17 protein-coding genes and 1 pseudogene are annotated in these 17,713 nt (G+C 64.7%); 9 read left to right on the top strand and 9 right to left on the bottom strand.

The features are described from left to right. Together ACW7G0_RS11680 and ACW7G0_RS11675 are read left to right on the top strand one after the other, a co-directional pair. A partial coding sequence (locus tag ACW7G0_RS11680; protein ID WP_456989753.1) for a hypothetical protein occupies positions 1-223 on the top strand: 223 nt, incomplete at its 5' end. Between the two features lie 178 nt (positions 224-401). Next, positions 402-851 carry a DUF192 domain-containing protein gene (locus tag ACW7G0_RS11675; RefSeq protein WP_456989771.1) on the top strand — a complete coding sequence of 150 codons (450 nt, stop codon included), beginning with the start codon at positions 402-404 and terminating at the stop codon, positions 849-851. Positions 852-954: 103 nt separating this feature from the next. Here ACW7G0_RS11675 and ACW7G0_RS11670 read toward each other — a convergent pair whose 3' ends face one another. Then, the gene (locus ACW7G0_RS11670) at positions 955-1,146 is read right to left on the bottom strand and encodes a rubredoxin (RefSeq protein ID WP_456963401.1); all 192 of its coding nucleotides are present in this window, start codon (positions 1,144-1,146) and stop codon (positions 955-957) included. 72 nt (positions 1,147-1,218) lie between these two features. Here ACW7G0_RS11670 and thiE point away from each other — a divergent pair, with 72 nt between their 5' ends. The 3 genes from thiE to ACW7G0_RS11655 are packed head-to-tail and all read left to right on the top strand — an operon-like array spanning position 1,219 to position 4,078. Then, on the top strand, positions 1,219-1,863 hold the full coding sequence (gene thiE, locus ACW7G0_RS11665; RefSeq protein ID WP_456989752.1) for a thiamine phosphate synthase: 645 nt from the start codon (positions 1,219-1,221) through the stop codon (positions 1,861-1,863). Continuing rightward, positions 1,860-3,149 (top strand): glutamate-1-semialdehyde 2,1-aminomutase, encoded by a 1,290-nt coding sequence (gene hemL / locus ACW7G0_RS11660; RefSeq protein WP_456989751.1) that lies wholly within the window; start codon positions 1,860-1,862, stop codon positions 3,147-3,149. Before thiE ends, hemL begins: the two co-directional genes overlap by 4 nt. Positions 3,150-3,199: 50 nt before the next feature. Continuing rightward, entirely contained in the window at positions 3,200-4,078 is an 879-nt protein-coding gene (locus ACW7G0_RS11655; protein WP_456989750.1) for an ion transporter, read from the top strand. A 32-nt stretch (positions 4,079-4,110) separates the two neighbouring features. Here ACW7G0_RS11655 and ACW7G0_RS11650 read toward each other — a convergent pair. From ACW7G0_RS11650 to ACW7G0_RS11640, 3 genes and pseudogenes are all read right to left on the bottom strand, one after another. Next, positions 4,111-4,533 (bottom strand): annotated as a pseudogene (locus ACW7G0_RS11650) (VOC family protein). Positions 4,534-4,548: 15 nt separating this feature from the next. After that, positions 4,549-5,364: an SDR family oxidoreductase gene (locus ACW7G0_RS11645; RefSeq protein WP_456989749.1), complete on the bottom strand. Its 816-nt coding sequence runs from the start codon at positions 5,362-5,364 to the stop codon at positions 4,549-4,551. A 62-nt stretch (positions 5,365-5,426) separates the two neighbouring features. Beyond that, positions 5,427-6,098, bottom strand: a complete 672-nt coding sequence (locus ACW7G0_RS11640) for a serine/threonine protein kinase (protein ID WP_456989748.1) — start codon at positions 6,096-6,098, stop codon at positions 5,427-5,429. Between the two features lie 146 nt (positions 6,099-6,244). Here ACW7G0_RS11640 and ACW7G0_RS11635 point away from each other — a divergent pair, with 146 nt between their 5' ends. Beyond that, entirely contained in the window at positions 6,245-8,236 is a 1,992-nt protein-coding gene (locus ACW7G0_RS11635) for a bifunctional DedA family/phosphatase PAP2 family protein (protein ID WP_456989747.1), read from the top strand. A 2-nt stretch (positions 8,237-8,238) separates the two neighbouring features. Here ACW7G0_RS11635 and ACW7G0_RS11630 read toward each other — a convergent pair whose 3' ends face one another. The 3 genes from ACW7G0_RS11630 to ACW7G0_RS11620 are packed head-to-tail and all read right to left on the bottom strand — an operon-like array spanning position 8,239 to position 10,918. Then, positions 8,239-8,832 carry an LON peptidase substrate-binding domain-containing protein gene (locus ACW7G0_RS11630; RefSeq protein WP_456989770.1) on the bottom strand — a complete coding sequence of 198 codons (594 nt, stop codon included), beginning with the start codon at positions 8,830-8,832 and terminating at the stop codon, positions 8,239-8,241. Between the two features lies 1 nt (position 8,833). Next, entirely contained in the window at positions 8,834-10,282 is a 1,449-nt protein-coding gene (mpl, locus tag ACW7G0_RS11625) for a UDP-N-acetylmuramate:L-alanyl-gamma-D-glutamyl-meso-diaminopimelate ligase (protein WP_456989769.1), read from the bottom strand. 57 nt (positions 10,283-10,339) lie between these two features. After that, positions 10,340-10,918 carry an adenylate kinase gene (locus ACW7G0_RS11620; RefSeq protein WP_456989746.1) on the bottom strand — a complete coding sequence of 193 codons (579 nt, stop codon included), beginning with the start codon at positions 10,916-10,918 and terminating at the stop codon, positions 10,340-10,342. Positions 10,919-11,047: 129 nt separating this feature from the next. On the opposite strand from ACW7G0_RS11620, the gene ACW7G0_RS11615 reads away from it, so the two are divergent. Beyond that, on the top strand, positions 11,048-12,304 hold the full coding sequence (locus ACW7G0_RS11615; RefSeq protein WP_456989745.1) for a 6-phosphofructokinase: 1,257 nt from the start codon (positions 11,048-11,050) through the stop codon (positions 12,302-12,304). Positions 12,305-12,373: 69 nt separating this feature from the next. Then, positions 12,374-12,811, top strand: a complete 438-nt coding sequence (locus ACW7G0_RS11610; RefSeq protein WP_456989744.1) for a VOC family protein — start codon at positions 12,374-12,376, stop codon at positions 12,809-12,811. Positions 12,812-12,822: 11 nt separating this feature from the next. On the opposite strand, the gene ACW7G0_RS11605 is transcribed toward ACW7G0_RS11610, so the two are convergent. After that, the gene (locus tag ACW7G0_RS11605; protein WP_456989743.1) at positions 12,823-13,329 is read right to left on the bottom strand and encodes a hypothetical protein; all 507 of its coding nucleotides are present in this window, start codon (positions 13,327-13,329) and stop codon (positions 12,823-12,825) included. A 145-nt stretch (positions 13,330-13,474) separates the two neighbouring features. Between ACW7G0_RS11605 and ACW7G0_RS11600 the strand changes: the two genes are divergently transcribed. Further along, on the top strand, positions 13,475-15,550 hold the full coding sequence (locus tag ACW7G0_RS11600) for a sodium-translocating pyrophosphatase (protein WP_456989742.1): 2,076 nt from the start codon (positions 13,475-13,477) through the stop codon (positions 15,548-15,550). A 107-nt stretch (positions 15,551-15,657) separates the two neighbouring features. On the opposite strand, the gene ACW7G0_RS11595 is transcribed toward ACW7G0_RS11600, so the two are convergent. Next, positions 15,658-17,517: a tetratricopeptide repeat protein gene (locus tag ACW7G0_RS11595; protein WP_456989741.1), complete on the bottom strand. Its 1,860-nt coding sequence runs from the start codon at positions 17,515-17,517 to the stop codon at positions 15,658-15,660. Between the last annotated feature and the right edge of the window lie 196 nt (positions 17,518-17,713).

Here is a 17,713-nt window from a genome sequence, read left to right as displayed (position 1 = left end):
CCGCACAAGTCACCTGCGCACACTGTCAAAGATCATCGGAACCGGCCTCAGCGCCGCGTTCCTGGCCCGCCACCGAAGTGGTCAAGCGAGCCGCACATCTTACAGCGGATCCGGAGAACGTCAACACCTTGTTCGCCTGATTTTTTACCGCTGCCCCGTCGCGCTGTTGCTGCGTCGAGCCGACCATCTTAACCGGTTTTCACAGCACGTCAACACCTCGTGACGCCCTCTACCCGCTCCGCCGCCCTGCTCACCTCTGGGCGCGGCCGCGTAGTCTGCACGAGTGGGGATGAACAGGGAAGACCCGCCGCAGCGTTTCCCTCACTTGCCGGCTTGACGCACCCCCGGTGGTGCAGGAAAGTTTGCGATGTATGGATTAATGAGGAATGGCGATGACCCGGATGCGAGACATTTCCGCTGGCGTACTACTGCTTGGCGCCCTGCTTTTGTCCGGATGTGCGTCGGGCAATGGCTTGTGGATTGAACTGGGCGACGCTCGCTACGCGGTGGAAATTGCCGACGACGACGAGGAACGCGCCCGAGGACTGATGTTTCGGGACCACATGCCCGATGACCGCGGCATGCTGTTCATCCATGAACGTCAGTCACCGCAAGCCTACTGGATGAAGAACACCAGGATCCCATTGGACATCCTGTACTTCGACGACGACCGTCGCCTGGTGTCACAGCAACGTGATGTCCCGCCGTGTTCGGCGGGCAACGCCTGTCCGCCCTACCCCAGTGATGCTCCGGCGCGATACGTGCTGGAACTCAATGCTGGACAGGCTGCTCGACTGGGACTGCAGAACGGTGCCGAACTCCGACTAGGTCCGGATATCCCGACACACTGACGAAAAGCCGGTCTGTCGGTTCGGGGCGCGGCGTTCCCTAACGGGGCTGGCCTGCGACATCAACCAGCACAACTTCGCTCGCGACGATCACCGGGCATCGGTGTCACAGCTCCATCATCTCGAAGTCATCCTTGGTGACACCGCAATCAGGACAGGTCCAGGTCTCTGGAACGTCGTCCCAGCGGGTGCCCGGCGCGATGCCCTCTTCCGGCAGACCGGATGCTTCGTCGTAGATGAAGCCGCACACCACACACATCCAGGTGCGGAACTCCACAATGGAGGCGATCTCGGACATGGTCGGATAATGCTCAACTGAAGGGTGAAGATCTCATTATCCCATCCCCGCACCTCAGGTGAAAGCTTCCCCATGAACCCAGCTTGGCCGTGCAAGGGCCTTTACGCGATCACGCCCGATGAACCGGACACCGCACGACTGCTTGCCCGGATCGAACCGGTCCTGCGCGCCGGCGCGGGTTGGCTGCAATACCGCAACAAGTCCGCCGACGCCGTCTTGCAGAAGCAACAAGTACTTTCACTGAAGCCGCTGTGCCGGCAATACGGTGTGCCACTGATCATCAATGACGATTGGCAGTTGGCGGTCGCGCTGGGGGCGGACGGCGCTCACCTGGGCGAAGGCGACGGCGACCTGGCCGCTGCACGTGCGGCGCTGGGAGCGCATGCCATCCTGGGCGCCACCTGTCAGGACAGCCTGGAACGTGCGGTTGACGCCATAGCGCAGGGCGCCAGTTATGTCGCCTTTGGGGCTTTCTTCGTCTCGACGACCAAGCCGTTGGCTCGCCGCGCCCCACCGGAACTGCTGCGTCGAGCGGCGCGCCTGGGAGTGCCCGTGGTGGCCATCGGCGGGATCACCCCGGACAATGGGCGGGTACTGGTCGAGTCCGGCGCCGACTTGCTGGCGGTCGTGGGCGGAATATTCGATGCCCCCGACCCGGTCGCCGCGACCCGCGCCTACCTTTCCTGTTTCACCGTTGCTGGAGCACTTCCCGAATGAACCACGACCACTCGCATGCCTTGTTCGCCCGCGCGAGCCAATTGCTGCCCGGCGGCGTCAATTCACCGGTACGCGCGTTCAAGTCGGTGGGCGGGGAGCCGTTCTTCGCCCAGCGCGCGCAGGGCCCGTATCTGTTCGATGTCGACGGTAACCGCTACATCGACTATGTCGGCTCATGGGGGCCGATGATCGCCGGACATGCGCATCCACAGGTGCTCGACGCGGTTGCGCGAACCATGCGCGACGGCCTCAGCTTCGGGGTACCCAACGAGCTGGAAGTGACGATGGCCGAGACCATCACCCGGCTCATGCCCAGCTGCGAGATGGTACGGATGGTGAACTCCGGTACCGAGGCGACGCTGTCCGCCATCCGGGTTGCGCGCGGCGCTACCGGACGGTCGCGGATCGTCAAGTTCGAAGGCTGCTACCACGGCCATGGTGACAGCTTCCTGGTCAAGGCCGGCAGCGGCGCGTTGACCCTGGGCTTGCCGAACTCGCCCGGAGTGCCCAAGGCGCTCGCGGACCTGACCTCGACCCTGCCATACAACGACTTCGACGCCGCGACAGCGATGTTCGAGGAGATCGGCGACGAGATCGCCGGCCTGATCATCGAACCGATCGTCGGCAACGCCAATTGCATCCTGCCGCGCGATGGCTACCTGCAGCACCTGCGCGAACTATGCACGCAGCACGGGGCACTGCTTATCTTTGACGAAGTGATGACCGGCTTCCGGGTCGCGCTGGGCGGCGCGCAGCAGCGCTATCAGGTCAGTCCAGATCTGAGCACGTTCGGCAAGATCATCGGCGGCGGCATGCCGGTCGGTGCCTTCGGCGGCCGACGCGAGCTGATGAGCCAGGTCGCGCCAAGCGGACCGATTTACCAGGCCGGCACGCTTAGCGGCAACCCGGTCGCGATGGCCGCGGGACTGGCAACGCTAGGCCTGATCCAGGCGCCTGGTTTCCATGATGCGCTGGAAACCAGCACCAATGCATTGTGCGATGGACTGGAATCGGCGGCGCGCGAGGCTGGCGTACCATTCCACACCACCCGCGCGCCGGGGATGTTCGGTATGTATTTCCGCGAAGGTCCGGTGGAATCGTTCGCGGATGCCACCGCATCTGATGCGGCCCGGTTTGGCCGCTTCTTCCATGCGATGCTCGAACGAGGCGTGTACTTCGCCCCGTCGGCGTTCGAAGCCGGCTTCATGTCCAGTGCACACGAGCAAGCCGATATCGCCGTCACCGTGAGCGCCGCGCGAGAGGCGTTCGCGGCATGCAAGGATTGAAACCGGTTGCCTGACGGCGCTCGCGCATAACTGCCGACGAAGGATCACGCATGCGTCTGTTGTTCAACCCGCAGCTCAACCCGGCGACCGAAACCGGCTGGCGCCGCCGCTGGTTCGACATCATCTATCACCACGACACGCCGCCGTCGCGCAACTTCGACCTGCTGCTGATCGTGGCGATCCTGGCCAGCGTGATCGTGATCATGCTCGACAGCGATCCGTGGCTGCGCATCGACCATGCGCGTGCGCTGTACACGATCGAATGGGGTTTCACCCTGCTGTTCACCGGCGAGTACGTGCTCCGGCTGCTGGTGGTGCGCAGGCCATTGCGCTACGCCCTCAGTTGGTGGGGCATCATCGACTTGCTGTCGATCCTGCCGACGTATCTGTCGGTATTCTTCCCTGGCACCCAGGCCTTACTGGTGGTGCGGATCCTGCGTGTGCTGCGGCTGTTCCGGATCCTCAAGCTGACCCATTACGTGGATGAAGGCAGCCAGCTGACCCGGGCGTTATGGCGCAGTCGCCGCAAGATCTTCCTGTTCGTCAGTGTCCTGGTAACCATTGCCATGGTCTTTGGCGCGCTGATGTATCTGGTGGAAGGGCCGGAGTACGGCTTCTCCACGATCCCGACCGGCATGTACTGGGCGATCGTGACCATGGCGACCGTCGGTTACGGCGACCTGACCCCACACACTCCTGTCGGGCGACTGATCGCCTCGGCGCTGATCCTGATTGGCTACAGCATCATCGCGGTGCCTACCGGCATCTACACCGCTGAACTGGCCAACAGCATGCGCAGTAGTGCGCAACCCGAGCCGGGCGAACATCGCGACGACCGCGGCTGCACGACCTGCGGTTTGGAGCATCACGACCCCAAGGCGCTGTTCTGCCGCCACTGCGGCACCGAGTTGCCGGAACGGTTCGAGTAAGCGGCCACTTGCATGCGAGCGGCCGCAGCCGGTCACCAGTGCCCGGTGTTTGGCATCGACGCCCACGGCTCGGCCACAGGCAGCGCCTCGCCCTTTTGCAGCAACTCGATCGAGATCAGATCCGGCGAACGCACAAACGCCATCCGGCCATCGCGCGGCGGCCGGTTGATCGCAATACCCAGCGATTGCAGGTGGGCACAGGTCGCGTAGATATCGTCGACCTAGAAGGCGAGGTGGCCAAAGTTGCGCGCGTTCCCGTAGTCCTCCTGCGAACCCCAGTTGTGAGTCAGCTCGATCTCGGCTTCTGGGTTTTGCGGGGCGCCGAAATAGACCAGGGAGAACTTGCCTTCGGCGTTATCCATCCGGCGGGTCTGCACCAGGCCCAGGCCTTCGGTGAAGAACCGGCTGGTGGCGTCCAGGTCATGGACGCGGACCATTGCATGCAGGTATTTCATCAAACACTCCTCAAACTACAAAAAAAGGTCCGGCAACAACGGTTGCCCCGGATCCATCGCGTAGACGGAAAAGTCCTCGACGCCCGCCTCGACCAGCACCTGCTCATCGATCAGGAACTGGCCGTGGAAGCCAGCGGCCGGACGCACCAGCACCGCGTGCGCGGCATCGGCGACGATCTCCGGCTTGCGACAGCCGGCTACATCGATACCGGGGATCATGTTGAGCGCATCGGTGGCAATGATCGTGCGTGGCCATAACGCGTTGACCGCTATGCCTTGCGGCCCGAACTCCGCCGCAACGCCAAGCGTCACGAAGCTCATCCCCATCTTGGCCAGGGTGTAGCCGGTATGCGGTCCCCACCACTTTGGATCCAGGCTGGGCGGCGGGGCCAGGGTGAGGATGTGCGGGTTGGATGCCTTCTGCAGGTGCGGCAGGCAAGCTTGCGCGCACAGGAAGCTACCGCGTGCATTCACCTGGTGCATCAGGTCGAAACGCTTCATCGGGGTGTCCAGCACCCCCTGTAGCCAGATCGCGCTGGCATTGTTGACCAGGATATCGATCCCGCCGAAGGTCTCGACCGCGACGGCGACGGCCGCATCGACCTGTGCCTCGTCGCGGATATCGCATTGGACCGCCAACGCTTTTCCACCTGCCGCCTCGACTTCCGCCGCGACCGTGTGGATGGTGCCAGGCAACTTGGGATGGGCAGACGACGAGCGGGCCGCGATGACGATATTGGCGCCGTCGCGCGCCGCCCGCAATGCAATCGCACGACCGATGCCACGCGAAGCACCGGTGATGAACAAGGTCTTGCCTGACAAGGTGGGCATGAGTGCTCCAGTCGTGGGGTCGGCCCATTGTAGGCAGTGACTCCATGCCTGCACCCACGATCTCAGGGCTTCGGTCCCATGCCCTCGTTATCCTCCCAATGCAGCAGCCGGCGGGTGATGAAGCGATATACCGGCTTTCCGGTGGCGAACCACGCTTGGCGTACCCAGGAATGGCGTTTCAACACGCGCAGCTCGACCGGGGTCAGCATCTCCGGGCAATAAGTACGTTTGTGCTTGAGCAGATGGCGCAGGTCTTCGCGTGCAAGCAGGCGCATCCAGCGCGAGCGCGGGTGGCCACGAACGGCCAGCTGGAAATCAATGATCGCCGGGCTCCCATCGACCAGCACCAACCAGTTGGCCTCCTTGGCCAGGTCGTTGTGGGCCAGCCCGCGCCGGTGGAGCTGCTGCAACAAATGGCGGGCACCCTGGAAATACGCCAGGTCACCATGCGGCGGAGCCTGGTACATCGCCGCGCCCTCCATGTAGCTGCGCTCCAGGCGTCGGCCGTCCCAGCGTAACAAGCGCGGCGTAGCCGGCATTCCGTCGATGCATTGCAAGGCGCGCGCTTCGCGTCGGGCCAGCCACCATGCCGGTAGCCGCAGCCATGCCGGCACATGGGCGAGGTCACGACGTATGAATAATCCGCTGTGGTCGCGCATCAGCGAAATCCGGCCAAAGCTGTCGGCTTTCAGCGCGGTGACTTCCAATGCAACAGCGGGATGCGAAGTGCTCATCACGCCACTTTACCGGCAGCCGCCTGGTTCGGCAGCTCCCGTCCGGTGCCGTTGGCACATCGGCGGACAGTTGGTTCCTGAATCCCGTAGCCGCAAGCTTGCCCAACAGGGCGTCAAAACCAGCATGACACTGACATAATGAGCCGATGAATCCGGCTTGGATCGACAGCGTCACCGCGTGGATTGGCACGCACCCCATAGCGGCCGGCGCCTTGATCTTCCTGATCGCCTTCTGCGACGCGCTGGTGGTGATCGGCATCGTGGTCCCGGCATTGCCGTTGCTGTTTGCCGCCGGCGCGCTGGTGGGCCTGGGTCATGTCAACGGTCCCTATGCCGTGATGTGCGCGGCCAGCGGTGCATTCCTCGGCGACGCACTCAGCTACTGGTTTGGACGCCACCTCGGGCCGCGCCGGCTGCGCCAGCACTGGCCATTCGTTCGCTACCCGCAATGGCTGGATCGCGGCGAAACCCTGTTTCGTCGCCACGGAATCAAAAGCATCCTGATTGCCCGATTCGTGGGCGCGGTGCGGCCCTTCGTACCGGTGATCGCGGGCATGCTGCAGATGCCGCTGCGGCGATACGCCCTGCCCAGCGCATTCGCCAGTCTGGCCTGGGCGGCAGTATTCCTGGCCCCGGGTTGGGTGTTGGGAGCCTCTTACGATGCCGCAGCGGCGGTTGCTGATCGACTCGCATTGGCACTGGGTGGCCTGGCGGTAGCCGTTGCCCTGGTCTGGGCCGCAGTGCTCTACACCTGGCGCTGGTTTGCCAACAACGCCGACCACCTGTTGGCGCGCTTGTTGCGCTGGATCCATGCCCATCCCCTGCTCAGTCGTTACGCAGGCGCGTTGGTCGATCCGAATCGGCCCGGTTCTGCGTCGTTGCTGATGCTTGCGGCGTGTTTGCTGGCGATCAGCTGGATCTGCTTCACCTTGTTGGCGTTGCTGCTGGCCAGCGGTGGTCCACTGGCGGTGGATCACCACCTGCAGGATCTGATGTGGCGCTTGCGCAACCCGTTGGCCGATCACCTGATGGCGGGCCTGGCAAGCCTGGGCGACATCCAGGTGTTGGGTGTGGCGGCAAGCGTGGCGCTGGCCTACCTGTTGTGGCGACGGCGCTGGATGGCGGCCGCCCACTGGATCGCGGCGCTCGCGTTTGGCCTGGCACTGACCAGTCTGCTTGAGGCGGTGATCGACATGCCGCGGCCGCCAACCGCCCCCCCGGGGTTCGGCTTCCCATCCGTGGCGGTGACCATGACCACGATCATCTTCGGTTTTTTCGCGGTGTTGATTGCGCGCGAGCTGCCTGGGCGTAAACGGGTCTGGCCATACCTGCTGGCCGGCGTCATCACCACCGTGGTCGGGTTCGCCCGGCTCTACCTGGGCGCGCACTGGTTGAGCGACCTGGTCGGCGGCACATTGTTCGGCCTGATCTGGCTGTTGATCCTGGGCATTTCCTACCGCAGCCACGTGGCACGCTCGTTCTGGATGCATCCGCTGTCGGCGCTGTTTTACGGCAGCTTCGCGATCGCCGCGGCATGGCACGCCCCGCACGCGGCCGACGCGCTGCTGAGCCGCTTCCCAACTGCACCACCCAGCGTGCAGGTCAGCAACGACGACTGGTGGCACGACGGCTGGGCCGGGCTGCCCGCGCAACGCAACGAGCATGATGCACGCCGACGCTGGCCGCTGGACATGCAGGTAGCCGGCCCACTGGCACCGCTGCAGACGGCGATGGAAGCCGCCGGGTGGCGGGTGCAACCGCAGGCCGACTGGACCGGCACGATTACACTGCTCGATGACGACACGCCGATAACGGACCAGGTCGTGCTCCCGGCAACGCTGGATGCGCACGCCGAGACCTTGTTGATGCTGCACCCCGGAGCCGAGCCGGGCGAGCAATACGCGTTGCGCTTGTGGCCGGCGCCAGCCGCGCTGGACGACGCCACCCCCTTGTGGATCGGCACCACCCAGACCTTGCAGGCCAGCAAGCCACTCGGAGCGGCGGTGCTGTGGCTGCCCGCCCCCCACAACGGTGAGGCGCATGGGCGAGTAGCCGATGCACTGAAACGGTTCGACTCGATCCAGGCGCAACACCCGCACAATGGCGTACCGGTGCTCCGGGTACGCATCAACCCTTAGGCTCAGCCGTCCGGAAGCAACGAGAGCAGTTGGTCCAGTCGCTCGTGTGGATCGTCGGTCTGAAGCAGTTGCTGGCGCTGCGGGTCGGACAGCGGCAACATCTCGGCCAGTCGCCAACCGACCCAGGCCGCGTCGTCCAGGTGCGCATCGGCCAGCTTCGCGTACTCGCCGCCCACCTGCTCGATCACCCCTTTCAGCAAGGTCGACAGCAAACCGTGTTGCGGACGCAATGGCTCGACCGGATCGGGATCGCACCAGTCCACCTTGGCCACCTGCAGGCCGTTGTCACGGACCGCGACTTGACGCACGTGGAACCGCCGCGCCCCGCGTACCTGCAAGGTCAGCAGCCCATCGTCACCGGTGTCGAAATCCTCGATCAGCGCCTCGGTGCCGTAAGCCGCCGCGGAACCCATGGCGTCCTCTTCCAGGATCAGGCAGATACCAAAGCCGCAGCTGTTGCGGCCGCACTCCCGTACCAGGTCCAGGTAACGCGGCTCGAATACCCGCAGCCCCAGCGTGCCGCCCGGGAACAGGACAGCCGGCAACGGAAACAATGACAGCGATGGGGGATCGGTCTGGTTCGACATTGACACCAGCCTAGCGCAGTCCAGGTTGGCCCTGCAGCATCGCCATGAAACGCCGCGGCGCACCGTCAAAACCACCGTTGGACATGAATACCACGTGGTCGCCGGACCGCGCCTGCTGCCCCAGTAACGCGAGCAAGGCGTCGGTATCGGGCGCGGCAATGCCCTCGCCGCGCAGGCCGGAAATCACCTTGCGGGCATCCCACGCCAACTCCGGCCGGTGCAGGAATACCACCACGTCGGCCTCGTCCAGCGACGGTGCCAGCGCGTCGGCGTGGGCACCCAGCCGCATCGAATTGCTGCGCGGCTCCATCGCCACGATTACCCGCGCCTTGCCGACCTTGGCCCGCAACCCGGCCAGGGTGGTGGCGATCGCTGTGGGATGGTGGGCGAAGTCGTCGTAAACAGTGATGCCGGCGTCCTGGCCAATCAACTCCATTCGCCGCTTGACGCTGTGGAAGCTGGTCAATGCCGGCAACACGGCGGCGACATCACCGCCGACCGCGTCCACGGCCGCGAGCGCCGCCAATGCGTTCATCACGTTGTGCCGGCCCAACAGCGACCAATGCACTTCGCCCAGCTCGACGCCGTCGTGGATGACCATGAAAGCGCTGCCGTCCTCGGACAGAAAACGGGCGGTCCAGTGGAATGGCTGGTCCGGGGTGACCGGACGCACGGCAAGCGACGCATCCAGCCCAAAGCTCACCACCGGCGTCCAGCAGCCCATTGCCAGCATCTCGGCCAGGTGCGGGTCCTCGCCGTTGACGATCAACCGGCCGCGCCGTGGCACCGTGCGCACCAAGTGGTGGAACTGGCGCTGGATCGCGGCCACGTCCGGAAAGATGTCGGCGTGGTCGAATTCCAGGTTGTTGAGGATCGCCACCAGCGGCCGGTAATGCACGAACTTGCTGCGCTTGTCGAAGAACGCGGTGTCGTACTCGTCGGCCTCGACCACAAAAAGGGAGGCCGTTGCCGAAGGCGACGACGATTTCCCTTCTCCCGCTTGCGGGAGAAGGTGGCCCGCAGGGCCGGATGAGGGCCCGCCGCCACCCACCCGCGCCGAGACCCCGAAATCCTCGGCCACGCCGCCGATCAGGAAGCCCGGCGTGCGGCCGGCCGCCTCCAGCAACCAGGCCAGTATCGAGGTCGTGGTGGTCTTGCCGTGGGTACCGGCGACGGCAAGCACGTCGCGACCCGGCAATACGTTCTCGGCCAGCCATTGGGCACCGGAGATGTACTGGCGGTTGTCGTCCAGCACCTGCTCCACGGCCGGGTTGCCACGCGAGAGCGCATTGCCGATTACGATCTGGTCGCAATCGTCGGAGATGTTGGCGGCGTCGTAGCCCTGGCGCAGCTCGATGCCCAGCTCCTCCAGCAAGGTCGACATCGGTGGGTATACCGCCTGGTCGCTGCCCTCCACTTGGTGGCCGAGCTCGCGCGCCAGCGCCGCGACGCCGCCCATGAAGGTGCCGGCGATGCCAAGAATGTGCAGTTTCATGCGTCTGTTGGTTTTACCCGGTCAGCCGACCTGCGGGACCGGCGCCAGCGCCTCGATCAGCCGCGCGAACACCTCGTCCAGCGAGCCGACCCCATCCACCACGCTGAGTTTGCCGCGCTGACGGAAGAAATTGACCACCGGCGCGGTCTGGTCGACATAGACCTGCAGGCGCGTGCGAACCGACTCGGGCGAGTCGTCGGCGCGGCCTTCTGCCTGGGCCCGACCGGCGATCCGCTCGACCAGCAACTCGGTCGGCACCTCCAGCTGTACCGCGGCGTCCATTGGCTGTCCGATGCGCTCGAGCAACGTGTTCAGTGCGTCGGCCTGGGCCAGGTTGCGCGGATAGCCATCGAGGATGAAACCGCCACGGGTGTCGGCCCGCGAGAAACGATCCTCGAGCATGCCCAGCAGGATCGCGTCGCTCACCAGCTCACCACGAGCCATCACCTCTTTCGCCTCAAGGCCAAGCCGGGTGCCTGCGGCAACTTCCGCACGCAGCAAATCGCCGGTGGAGATGTGGGGTACCTGCAAATGATCCTTGAGGCGGGTTGCCTGGGTGCCCTTGCCGGAACCGGGCGGGCCGAGAAGTACCAATCGCATCACTGTCTCCTGAATCTGGGCCTCACGGGGCCGGCGCTACAATTGCAGCGACCTGTCAACCTGCCGGGGCAAACGGCGCCCAGCTTACCGCATCCTGGGGCTATCCCGGCGCCTACCTCTGGAAGCCCCATGCCATCGGGAACCCTGCTCTATGCCCAGTCCGGCGGTGTCACCGCCGTCATCAACGCCACCGCTTCGGCGGTGATCCAGACCGCTCGCGCCCACAAGGTCAAGGTACTGGCCGCGCGCAACGGGATCCTGGGTGCATTGCGCGAGGAGCTGATCGACACCTCGAAAGAGCCGATCGCCGCGATTCGCGCCCTCGCCCACACACCCGGCGGCGCGTTCGGCTCCTGCCGTTTCAAGCTCAAATCACTGGACGAGGACCGGGCGAAGTACGAGCGCCTGCTGGACGTGCTGCGCGCCCATGACGTGCGCTGGTTCCTCTACAACGGCGGCAATGATTCGGCTGATACCGCCTTGAAGATGTCCCGGATCGCCGCCGAGTTCGATTATCCGTTGACCTGCATCGGCGTGCCCAAGACGATCGACAACGACCTCGCGCTGACCGACTGCAGTCCCGGCTTCGGCTCGGCGGCCAAGTACACCGCCGTGTCGGTGCGCGAGGCAGCGCTGGATGTGGCGGCCATGGCCGAGACGTCGACCAAGGTGTTCGTGTACGAGGCGATGGGCCGGCATGCCGGTTGGTTGGCTGCGTCGGCCGGACTGGCGGGCAACGGACCCGACGATGCACCGCACATCATCCTGTTCCCGGAGCGCGTGTTCGACGAGGCGGCTTTTCTCGCCAAGGTGGACTCTGTCGTCAAGCGCGTCGGCTATTGCGTGGTGGTCGCCAGCGAAGGCATCCGCAACGCCGATGGTGCGTTTGTCGCCGATGCCGGCGGCGGCAAGGATTCCTTTGGCCACGCCCAACTGGGTGGCGTGGCTTCCCATCTCGCCGGCCGGGTCCAGCGCGTGCTCGACTACAAGGTCCACTATGCCCTGCCCGATTACCTGCAGCGCTCGGCGCGGCACCTGGCTTCCAGGACCGACCTGGACCAGGCGCAGGCCGTCGGCAAGGCAGCGGTCGAGTTCGCTCTGAAGGGCATGAATTCGGTGATGCCGGTGATCGTGCGCACCGGCGACGCGCCCTATCGCTGGAAGATCGAGCCGGCTCCGCTGTCGAAGATCGCCAACAAGGAAAAGAAGATGCCAGCGGGATTCCTGCGCCGCGACGGCTACGGCATCACCGAAAAAGCCCGCACCTACCTGGAGCCGCTGATCCGCGGCGAAGCACCGCCACCGTATGGACGCGACGGCTTGCCCAAGTATGTGACGTTGAAGAACGTGGCGGTGCGGCGCAAGCTGCCGGAATTCGACGACTGAACCGGGTGTCCCCATGACCCGGATTTCGTCGCGACTATCGTGTCACCACCCCTCCCGCTGAAGCGCGTCATGACCGTCCATGAATTGTTCGCGTACGTGTGCGTCAACGACGCCGCGCAGGCGATTGCCTTCTACGGTGAGGTGTTCGGCGCGACCGAACGGTTCCGCCTGAACGAGCCTGGTGGCCGCGTCGGCCACGCCGAGCTCGACTTCGGCGGTTCGGTGCTGATGCTGAGCGAGGAGTACCCCGAGTACGGCATCCGCCGTCCCGACCCGGATGCTGGTATCAGCTCCAGCCTGCACGTGCATGTCGACGATGCCGACGCCACCATCGAGCGGGCGCTGGCAGCCGGCGCCACACTGATCAGGCCGGCTCAGGATCAGTTCTACGGCGAGCGCTCGGGCGTGGTGCTGGATCCGTTCGGCCACCGCTGGAACATCGGTCACAGCATCGAGGAAGTTTCGCCCGAGGAAATGCAACGGCGCTACCCGACCGCGCCCTGCTGACGCACGACCGGTCAGCCGTTGCAGGTCTTGCCTTCCACCTTCATCACCGCCGCAAACACACTGGCGGCCGCTGGCTTGTCGGCGCTGGATGCGGGCTTGGAACCATCGAGGTACACCCGGACGCGACCTTGTGCGTCCAGCTCCGGCGTGGCTCCTTCGGCAGCATTGCGCCACACGTGCACGATGGCCTGTTGCGATGGACAGGCCGCGTTGGGCACGCTGATCAGGTCGTTGAGGATCCAGCCGCCGGCAAGCGAAGGCTTCGCCTTGGCGGCATCCACGAAACGGGCCCGTGGCTGGCAGTTCGGGCTGGTGCGAACGACCGCGAACCGGTACGGATCGGCGGCCTCACCGGTAAACACGCCTTCCAGGCGGGCGCAGGCCTCCGGGATTGTGCGCAAGGTATGCGCCACCCCAACGGCCTGGGCAGTGGCAGCCGGGCGGTCAATCTCCGGCTTGGGGTCGGCGGCCATTGCGGGCAGTGCCGCAACGAGAAGTAACAAGGGCATCAGGCGCATGGGCGCGCTCCGGTCAGCTACGGGTTGAAGCGCAGGCTGCCACGACGCGCCTGAACGGCCGCCGGAATGTGCCATAGTCGTGGCGTTGTAAGGCGCGTAATCCGAAATTCCATGTTGTTGTCCACTTTCTATTGGGGAGGGGTCCATGCTGGAGCAGTACGGTTTGACCTTGGCGCTCGTGTGCGCCGTTATCGCGATCCTGTACGGGATCATCTCGGCGCGCTGGATCAGCGCGCAGCCCGCCGGCAATGAACGCATGCAGGAGATCGCCGGCGCGATCCAGGAAGGCGCTCGCGCCTATCTCAATCGGCAGTACCTGACGATCTCGGTCGCCGGGGTGGTGTTGTTCATCGTCATCGGCATCTTCCTGGGGTGGCCAACCGCGATCGGGTTTGCACTCGGCGCGGTGTTGTCGGGTGCCGCCGGTTATATCGGCATGAATGTCTCGGTGCGCGCCAACGTGCGTACCGCCGAGGCGGCGCGGCGCGGCATCGGGCCGGCGATGGATGTCGCCTTCAGGGGCGGCGCGATCACCGGGATGCTGGTGGTCGGGCTGGGCCTGCTGGGGGTCGCCGGTTACTGGTTGGTACTGGAGAAGATCGGCATCGTTGGCGAGCCTGCACTGCATGCATTGCTCGGGCTGGCGTTCGGCAGCTCGCTGATCTCGATCTTCGCCCGTCTTGGCGGCGGCATCTTCACCAAGGGCGCCGACGTCGGCGCCGACCTGGTCGGCAAGGTCGAGGCCGGGATCCCCGAGGACGACCCGCGCAACCCGGCGGTGATTGCCGACAACGTCGGCGACAACGTCGGTGACTGTGCCGGCATGGCCGCGGACCTGTTCGAGACCTATGCGGTCACCATCATTGCCACCATGCTGCTGGGCGGGTTGATGTTCGCCGCCGACACCAACGCGGTGTTGTATCCGCTGATGTTGGGCGCGGTATCGATCATCGCCTCGATCATCGGCGCGTTCTTCGTCAAGGTGAAGGCTGGCGGCTCGATCATGGGCGCGCTCTACAAGGGCGTGATCGTGTCTGCCGTGTTGTCGGCGGTGGCGTTCTGGTTCGTTACCGCGGACATGTTCCCGGACGGGCTGACGTCGCTGGATGGCACGCTGGCGGTGTCATCGACCAACATCTTCTACTGCGGTCTGATCGGCCTGGTGCTGACGGGCTTGATCGTGTGGATCACCGAGTACTACACCGGCACCCAGTTCAAGCCGGTGCAGCACATCGCTGCGGCGTCCACGACCGGGCATGGCACCAACATCATTGCGGGCCTCGGCATCTCGATGAAGTCGACCGCCTGGCCGGTGTTGGTGGTCTGTGCGGCAATCTGGGGCGCGCATGCGCTTGGCGGCCTTTACGGCATCGCCATCGCTGCAACCGCGATGCTATCGATGGCCGGCATGATCGTCGCCCTTGATGCCTACGGCCCGATCACCGACAACGCCGGTGGCATCGCCGAGATGGCCGACCTGCCGCCGGAGGTGCGCGATATCACCGACCCGCTGGACGCGGTCGGCAACACCACCAAGGCAGTGACCAAGGGCTATGCGATCGGTTCGGCGGCACTGGCGGCACTGGTGCTGTTTGCCGATTACACCCACAACCTCAACACCGCCGGTGAAACCAAGGCGGCCCTCACGGGCGTCGCCTACGAGGCCATGCGTTTCGACCTTTCCGATCACATGGTGATCATCGGCCTGTTGATCGGCGGATTGATTCCCTACCTGTTCGGTGCGATGGCGATGGAGGCGGTCGGCCGGGCTGCGGGCGCGGTGGTGGAGGAAGTACGCCGACAGTTCCGCGAGATCCCCGGGATCATGGAAGGCACCGGCAAGCCGGATTATTCGCGCGCGGTCGACATGCTGACCAAGTCGGCGATCAAGGAGATGATCCTGCCTTCACTGTTGCCGGTGGCCGTGCCGATCGTGGTCGGCCTGTTGCTGGGACCGAAGGCGCTGGGCGGATTACTGATCGGCACGATCGTGACCGGCATTTTCGTGGCGATCTCGATGACCACCGGCGGCGGTGCATGGGATAACGCCAAGAAGTACATCGAAGACGGCCATCACGGCGGCAAGGGCAGCGACGCGCACATGGCGGCGGTGACCGGCGATACCGTCGGCGATCCGTACAAGGACACCGCCGGCCCGGCAATCAACCCGCTGATCAAGATCATCAATATCGTCGCGCTGCTGATGGTGCCGCTGCTGTAGCCACACCGGCATCACGGATATCCAGGGCGGCCTTCGGGCCGCCCTTTTTTACAGGTGGGCCATGGATTCCGTGGCGCCGGCACCACCACCGACGTGATGTTTACCTTTCAGTGCCCGGACCCCATTGATGCCGAAGTGGCGCCTGGCATCGGCAATCCAATCTTGCGGGCAAACGCAGAAAAACGCGGGTCATCCCGGTAACGCAGGATGAAGGGATCGTAGAGCAGGTAGGCGACTCCCGGGTCGCGGTTGACCCACGCGCGATCCAGCCATTCAAAGACCTTGTCCGCGTCATTGCGCAGGGCATACACGTCGGCGATCTGATACGCGGCAACATCGGCCTGGGCGTCAACCAGGGCCCGCAATGCAGCATCGGCGGCCTCACGGTCATCACCGATCTGCAGTGCCAGCGCGAGTGCAATGTCGTGCCAGACCCCTGCCGGTTCCTGTCGCGCCGAGATCAGGGCGGCCTTAGCATTGCCGCGCAGGATTTCGATGACGGCCAGTTGCTCGTAATAGACCGCCGCCTCGGGTTGCAGCTCGATTGCCTTGCGGATCGCCTGCTCCGCCTCGTCGAGACGCCCGATCGGTGCAAGATAGGTGGCGAGCCAGTAGTACCAGCTCGCATGCAACGGGTCGGCTGCCAACGCTTGCCGGGTCAGATCGACCGCCTGCCCGGGATTACCCAGGGTCGCCAGCAACACACCGAGTGAAAATTTGACGTCGCCATCGTTGGGCGCCAGCTGTACCGCGCGGCGGTACTCGGTTTCTGCCTGGGCCCAGTTGAAGTCCGCGGTGGAAAGCAGGCGGCCGCGCGCCACATGCACCGCCGCCAGGTCCGGATTCAGCGCCAACGCACTGGTAGCCGCCGCGCGCGCTTGTGCATACGCCTGCTGGGCCGGCGCACCGCCGAGAAACTGCGTCGCAAGATCCGTCCACGCGTGGGAAATCATCGCGAAGGCCTGTGCGTAGCGCGGATCGATCCGGGTCGCGGTGGTATAGGCATCGATCGCCTTGCGCAGATCGGCCTGGGTGCCGCGTGTGCGGTAGAACTTTCCCTGCAGGTACGCGGTGTACGCATCCATATTGCCGCTGGGTGGGTGATCACTTTGCATCGCGGCGTCGGGCCCGGTCAGCAGTTGGGCCTTGAGTGCACTGGCGACCGCACTGGTGATCTCATCCTGCAGTGCAAACAGGTCCTTGAATGGCCGGTCAAAATGTTGCGACCATAGAGTGCTGCCATCGGCCGCCTCGACCAGCTGCGCGGTGATGCGCACGGTATCGCCAGCCCGGCGCACGCTGCCTTCCAGTAAATGGGCGACGCCAAGCTTGGCGCCGATCACCTTGCTGCTGTCCTTGCTGTTGCGGAACTGGAACGCGGAGTTCCGGCCGATGACCTTCAACCCATCAAACTGCGACAACGCCGTGATCAGGTCTTCGGAAAGACCGTCGGAAAAGTACTGCTGATCCTTGTCCCCACTGCCGTTCACCAACGGCAGTACCGCGATGGATTTGGCGGGGATGGCGGCGACGGCTTTCCCCGCGACCCGCTCGGTGGCACGCGCCGCGCCCTGCTTCTCAGCTTCCAGTTGCAGCGTTGCTTCGCGTTGCGGGGAAAACACGAACTTGTCGACCCCGAAATACGTGAGCGCGAGCAACAGCACGGCGACAATGGCCAGATTCATGCGTTGAGCCGTGCGTGACCCGATCGAGTCCGCCGCAGCGACCACGGCATCCAGCTTGAAACCATCCGGCGTGAATGCAAACACCCAGGCAAACACCAGTGCGGGTACAAACCCGATCGCGAGCACAATGACGATGCTCCGCATCAGCCAGTCCGGAGCACCGAACATCGGGAAGATGGTGTCCACCACCTGGGTGATCAACCAGGCCCCCACCAGATACAGCCCCGCCATGCGGATAACATTGCGGCGTTTGAGTTCGGCGAACAGGCTGCTTCCGCTCATCACGATCCCTTGGTTGGACGGCCCTGTGTCGAGGCGCAGTGGTGCGCCGGGAGAACGGCCGGCATTCGCCGTCCTACCGACGCTGGCACCTTGATTGGCCCAACGGCAGTTGCTGTAAATACAGGACGTCCGCCCCGGCAGCGCGGATTTTCCCAGTGCGCGACCACGCCGATGGTGCGACGCAGCAGCCGACGAG

Source organism: Lysobacter sp. A286 (assembly GCF_054052105.1).
Note: the sequence above shows the minus strand (reverse complement) of the source record. Positions and strands in the feature narration are given on the sequence as shown.

What these genes read in the sequence shown, in the direction of transcription:
- hemL (WP_456989751.1), top strand. Translation starts at nt 1,860, where the DNA reads ATGAACCACGACCACTCGCATGCCTTGTTCGCCCGCGCGAGCCAATTG.
- ACW7G0_RS11640 (WP_456989748.1), bottom strand. Translation starts at nt 6,098, where the DNA reads ATGAGCACTTCGCATCCCGCTGTTGCATTGGAAGTCACCGCGCTGAAA.
- ACW7G0_RS11675 (WP_456989771.1), top strand. Translation starts at nt 402, where the DNA reads ATGCGAGACATTTCCGCTGGCGTACTACTGCTTGGCGCCCTGCTTTTG.
- mpl (WP_456989769.1), bottom strand. Translation starts at nt 10,282, where the DNA reads ATGGGCGGCGTCGCGGCGCTGGCGCGCGAGCTCGGCCACCAAGTGGAG.
- ACW7G0_RS11605 (WP_456989743.1), bottom strand. Translation starts at nt 13,329, where the DNA reads ATGCGCCTGATGCCCTTGTTACTTCTCGTTGCGGCACTGCCCGCAATG.
- thiE (WP_456989752.1), top strand. Translation starts at nt 1,219, where the DNA reads ATGAACCCAGCTTGGCCGTGCAAGGGCCTTTACGCGATCACGCCCGAT.
- ACW7G0_RS11600 (WP_456989742.1), top strand. Translation starts at nt 13,475, where the DNA reads ATGCTGGAGCAGTACGGTTTGACCTTGGCGCTCGTGTGCGCCGTTATC.
- ACW7G0_RS11635 (WP_456989747.1), top strand. Translation starts at nt 6,245, where the DNA reads ATGAATCCGGCTTGGATCGACAGCGTCACCGCGTGGATTGGCACGCAC.
- ACW7G0_RS11595 (WP_456989741.1), bottom strand. Translation starts at nt 17,517, where the DNA reads ATGAGCGGAAGCAGCCTGTTCGCCGAACTCAAACGCCGCAATGTTATC.
- ACW7G0_RS11610 (WP_456989744.1), top strand. Translation starts at nt 12,374, where the DNA reads ATGACCGTCCATGAATTGTTCGCGTACGTGTGCGTCAACGACGCCGCG.
- ACW7G0_RS11645 (WP_456989749.1), bottom strand. Translation starts at nt 5,364, where the DNA reads ATGCCCACCTTGTCAGGCAAGACCTTGTTCATCACCGGTGCTTCGCGT.
- ACW7G0_RS11620 (WP_456989746.1), bottom strand. Translation starts at nt 10,918, where the DNA reads ATGCGATTGGTACTTCTCGGCCCGCCCGGTTCCGGCAAGGGCACCCAG.
- ACW7G0_RS11615 (WP_456989745.1), top strand. Translation starts at nt 11,048, where the DNA reads ATGCCATCGGGAACCCTGCTCTATGCCCAGTCCGGCGGTGTCACCGCC.
- ACW7G0_RS11670 (WP_456963401.1), bottom strand. Translation starts at nt 1,146, where the DNA reads ATGTCCGAGATCGCCTCCATTGTGGAGTTCCGCACCTGGATGTGTGTG.
- ACW7G0_RS11655 (WP_456989750.1), top strand. Translation starts at nt 3,200, where the DNA reads ATGCGTCTGTTGTTCAACCCGCAGCTCAACCCGGCGACCGAAACCGGC.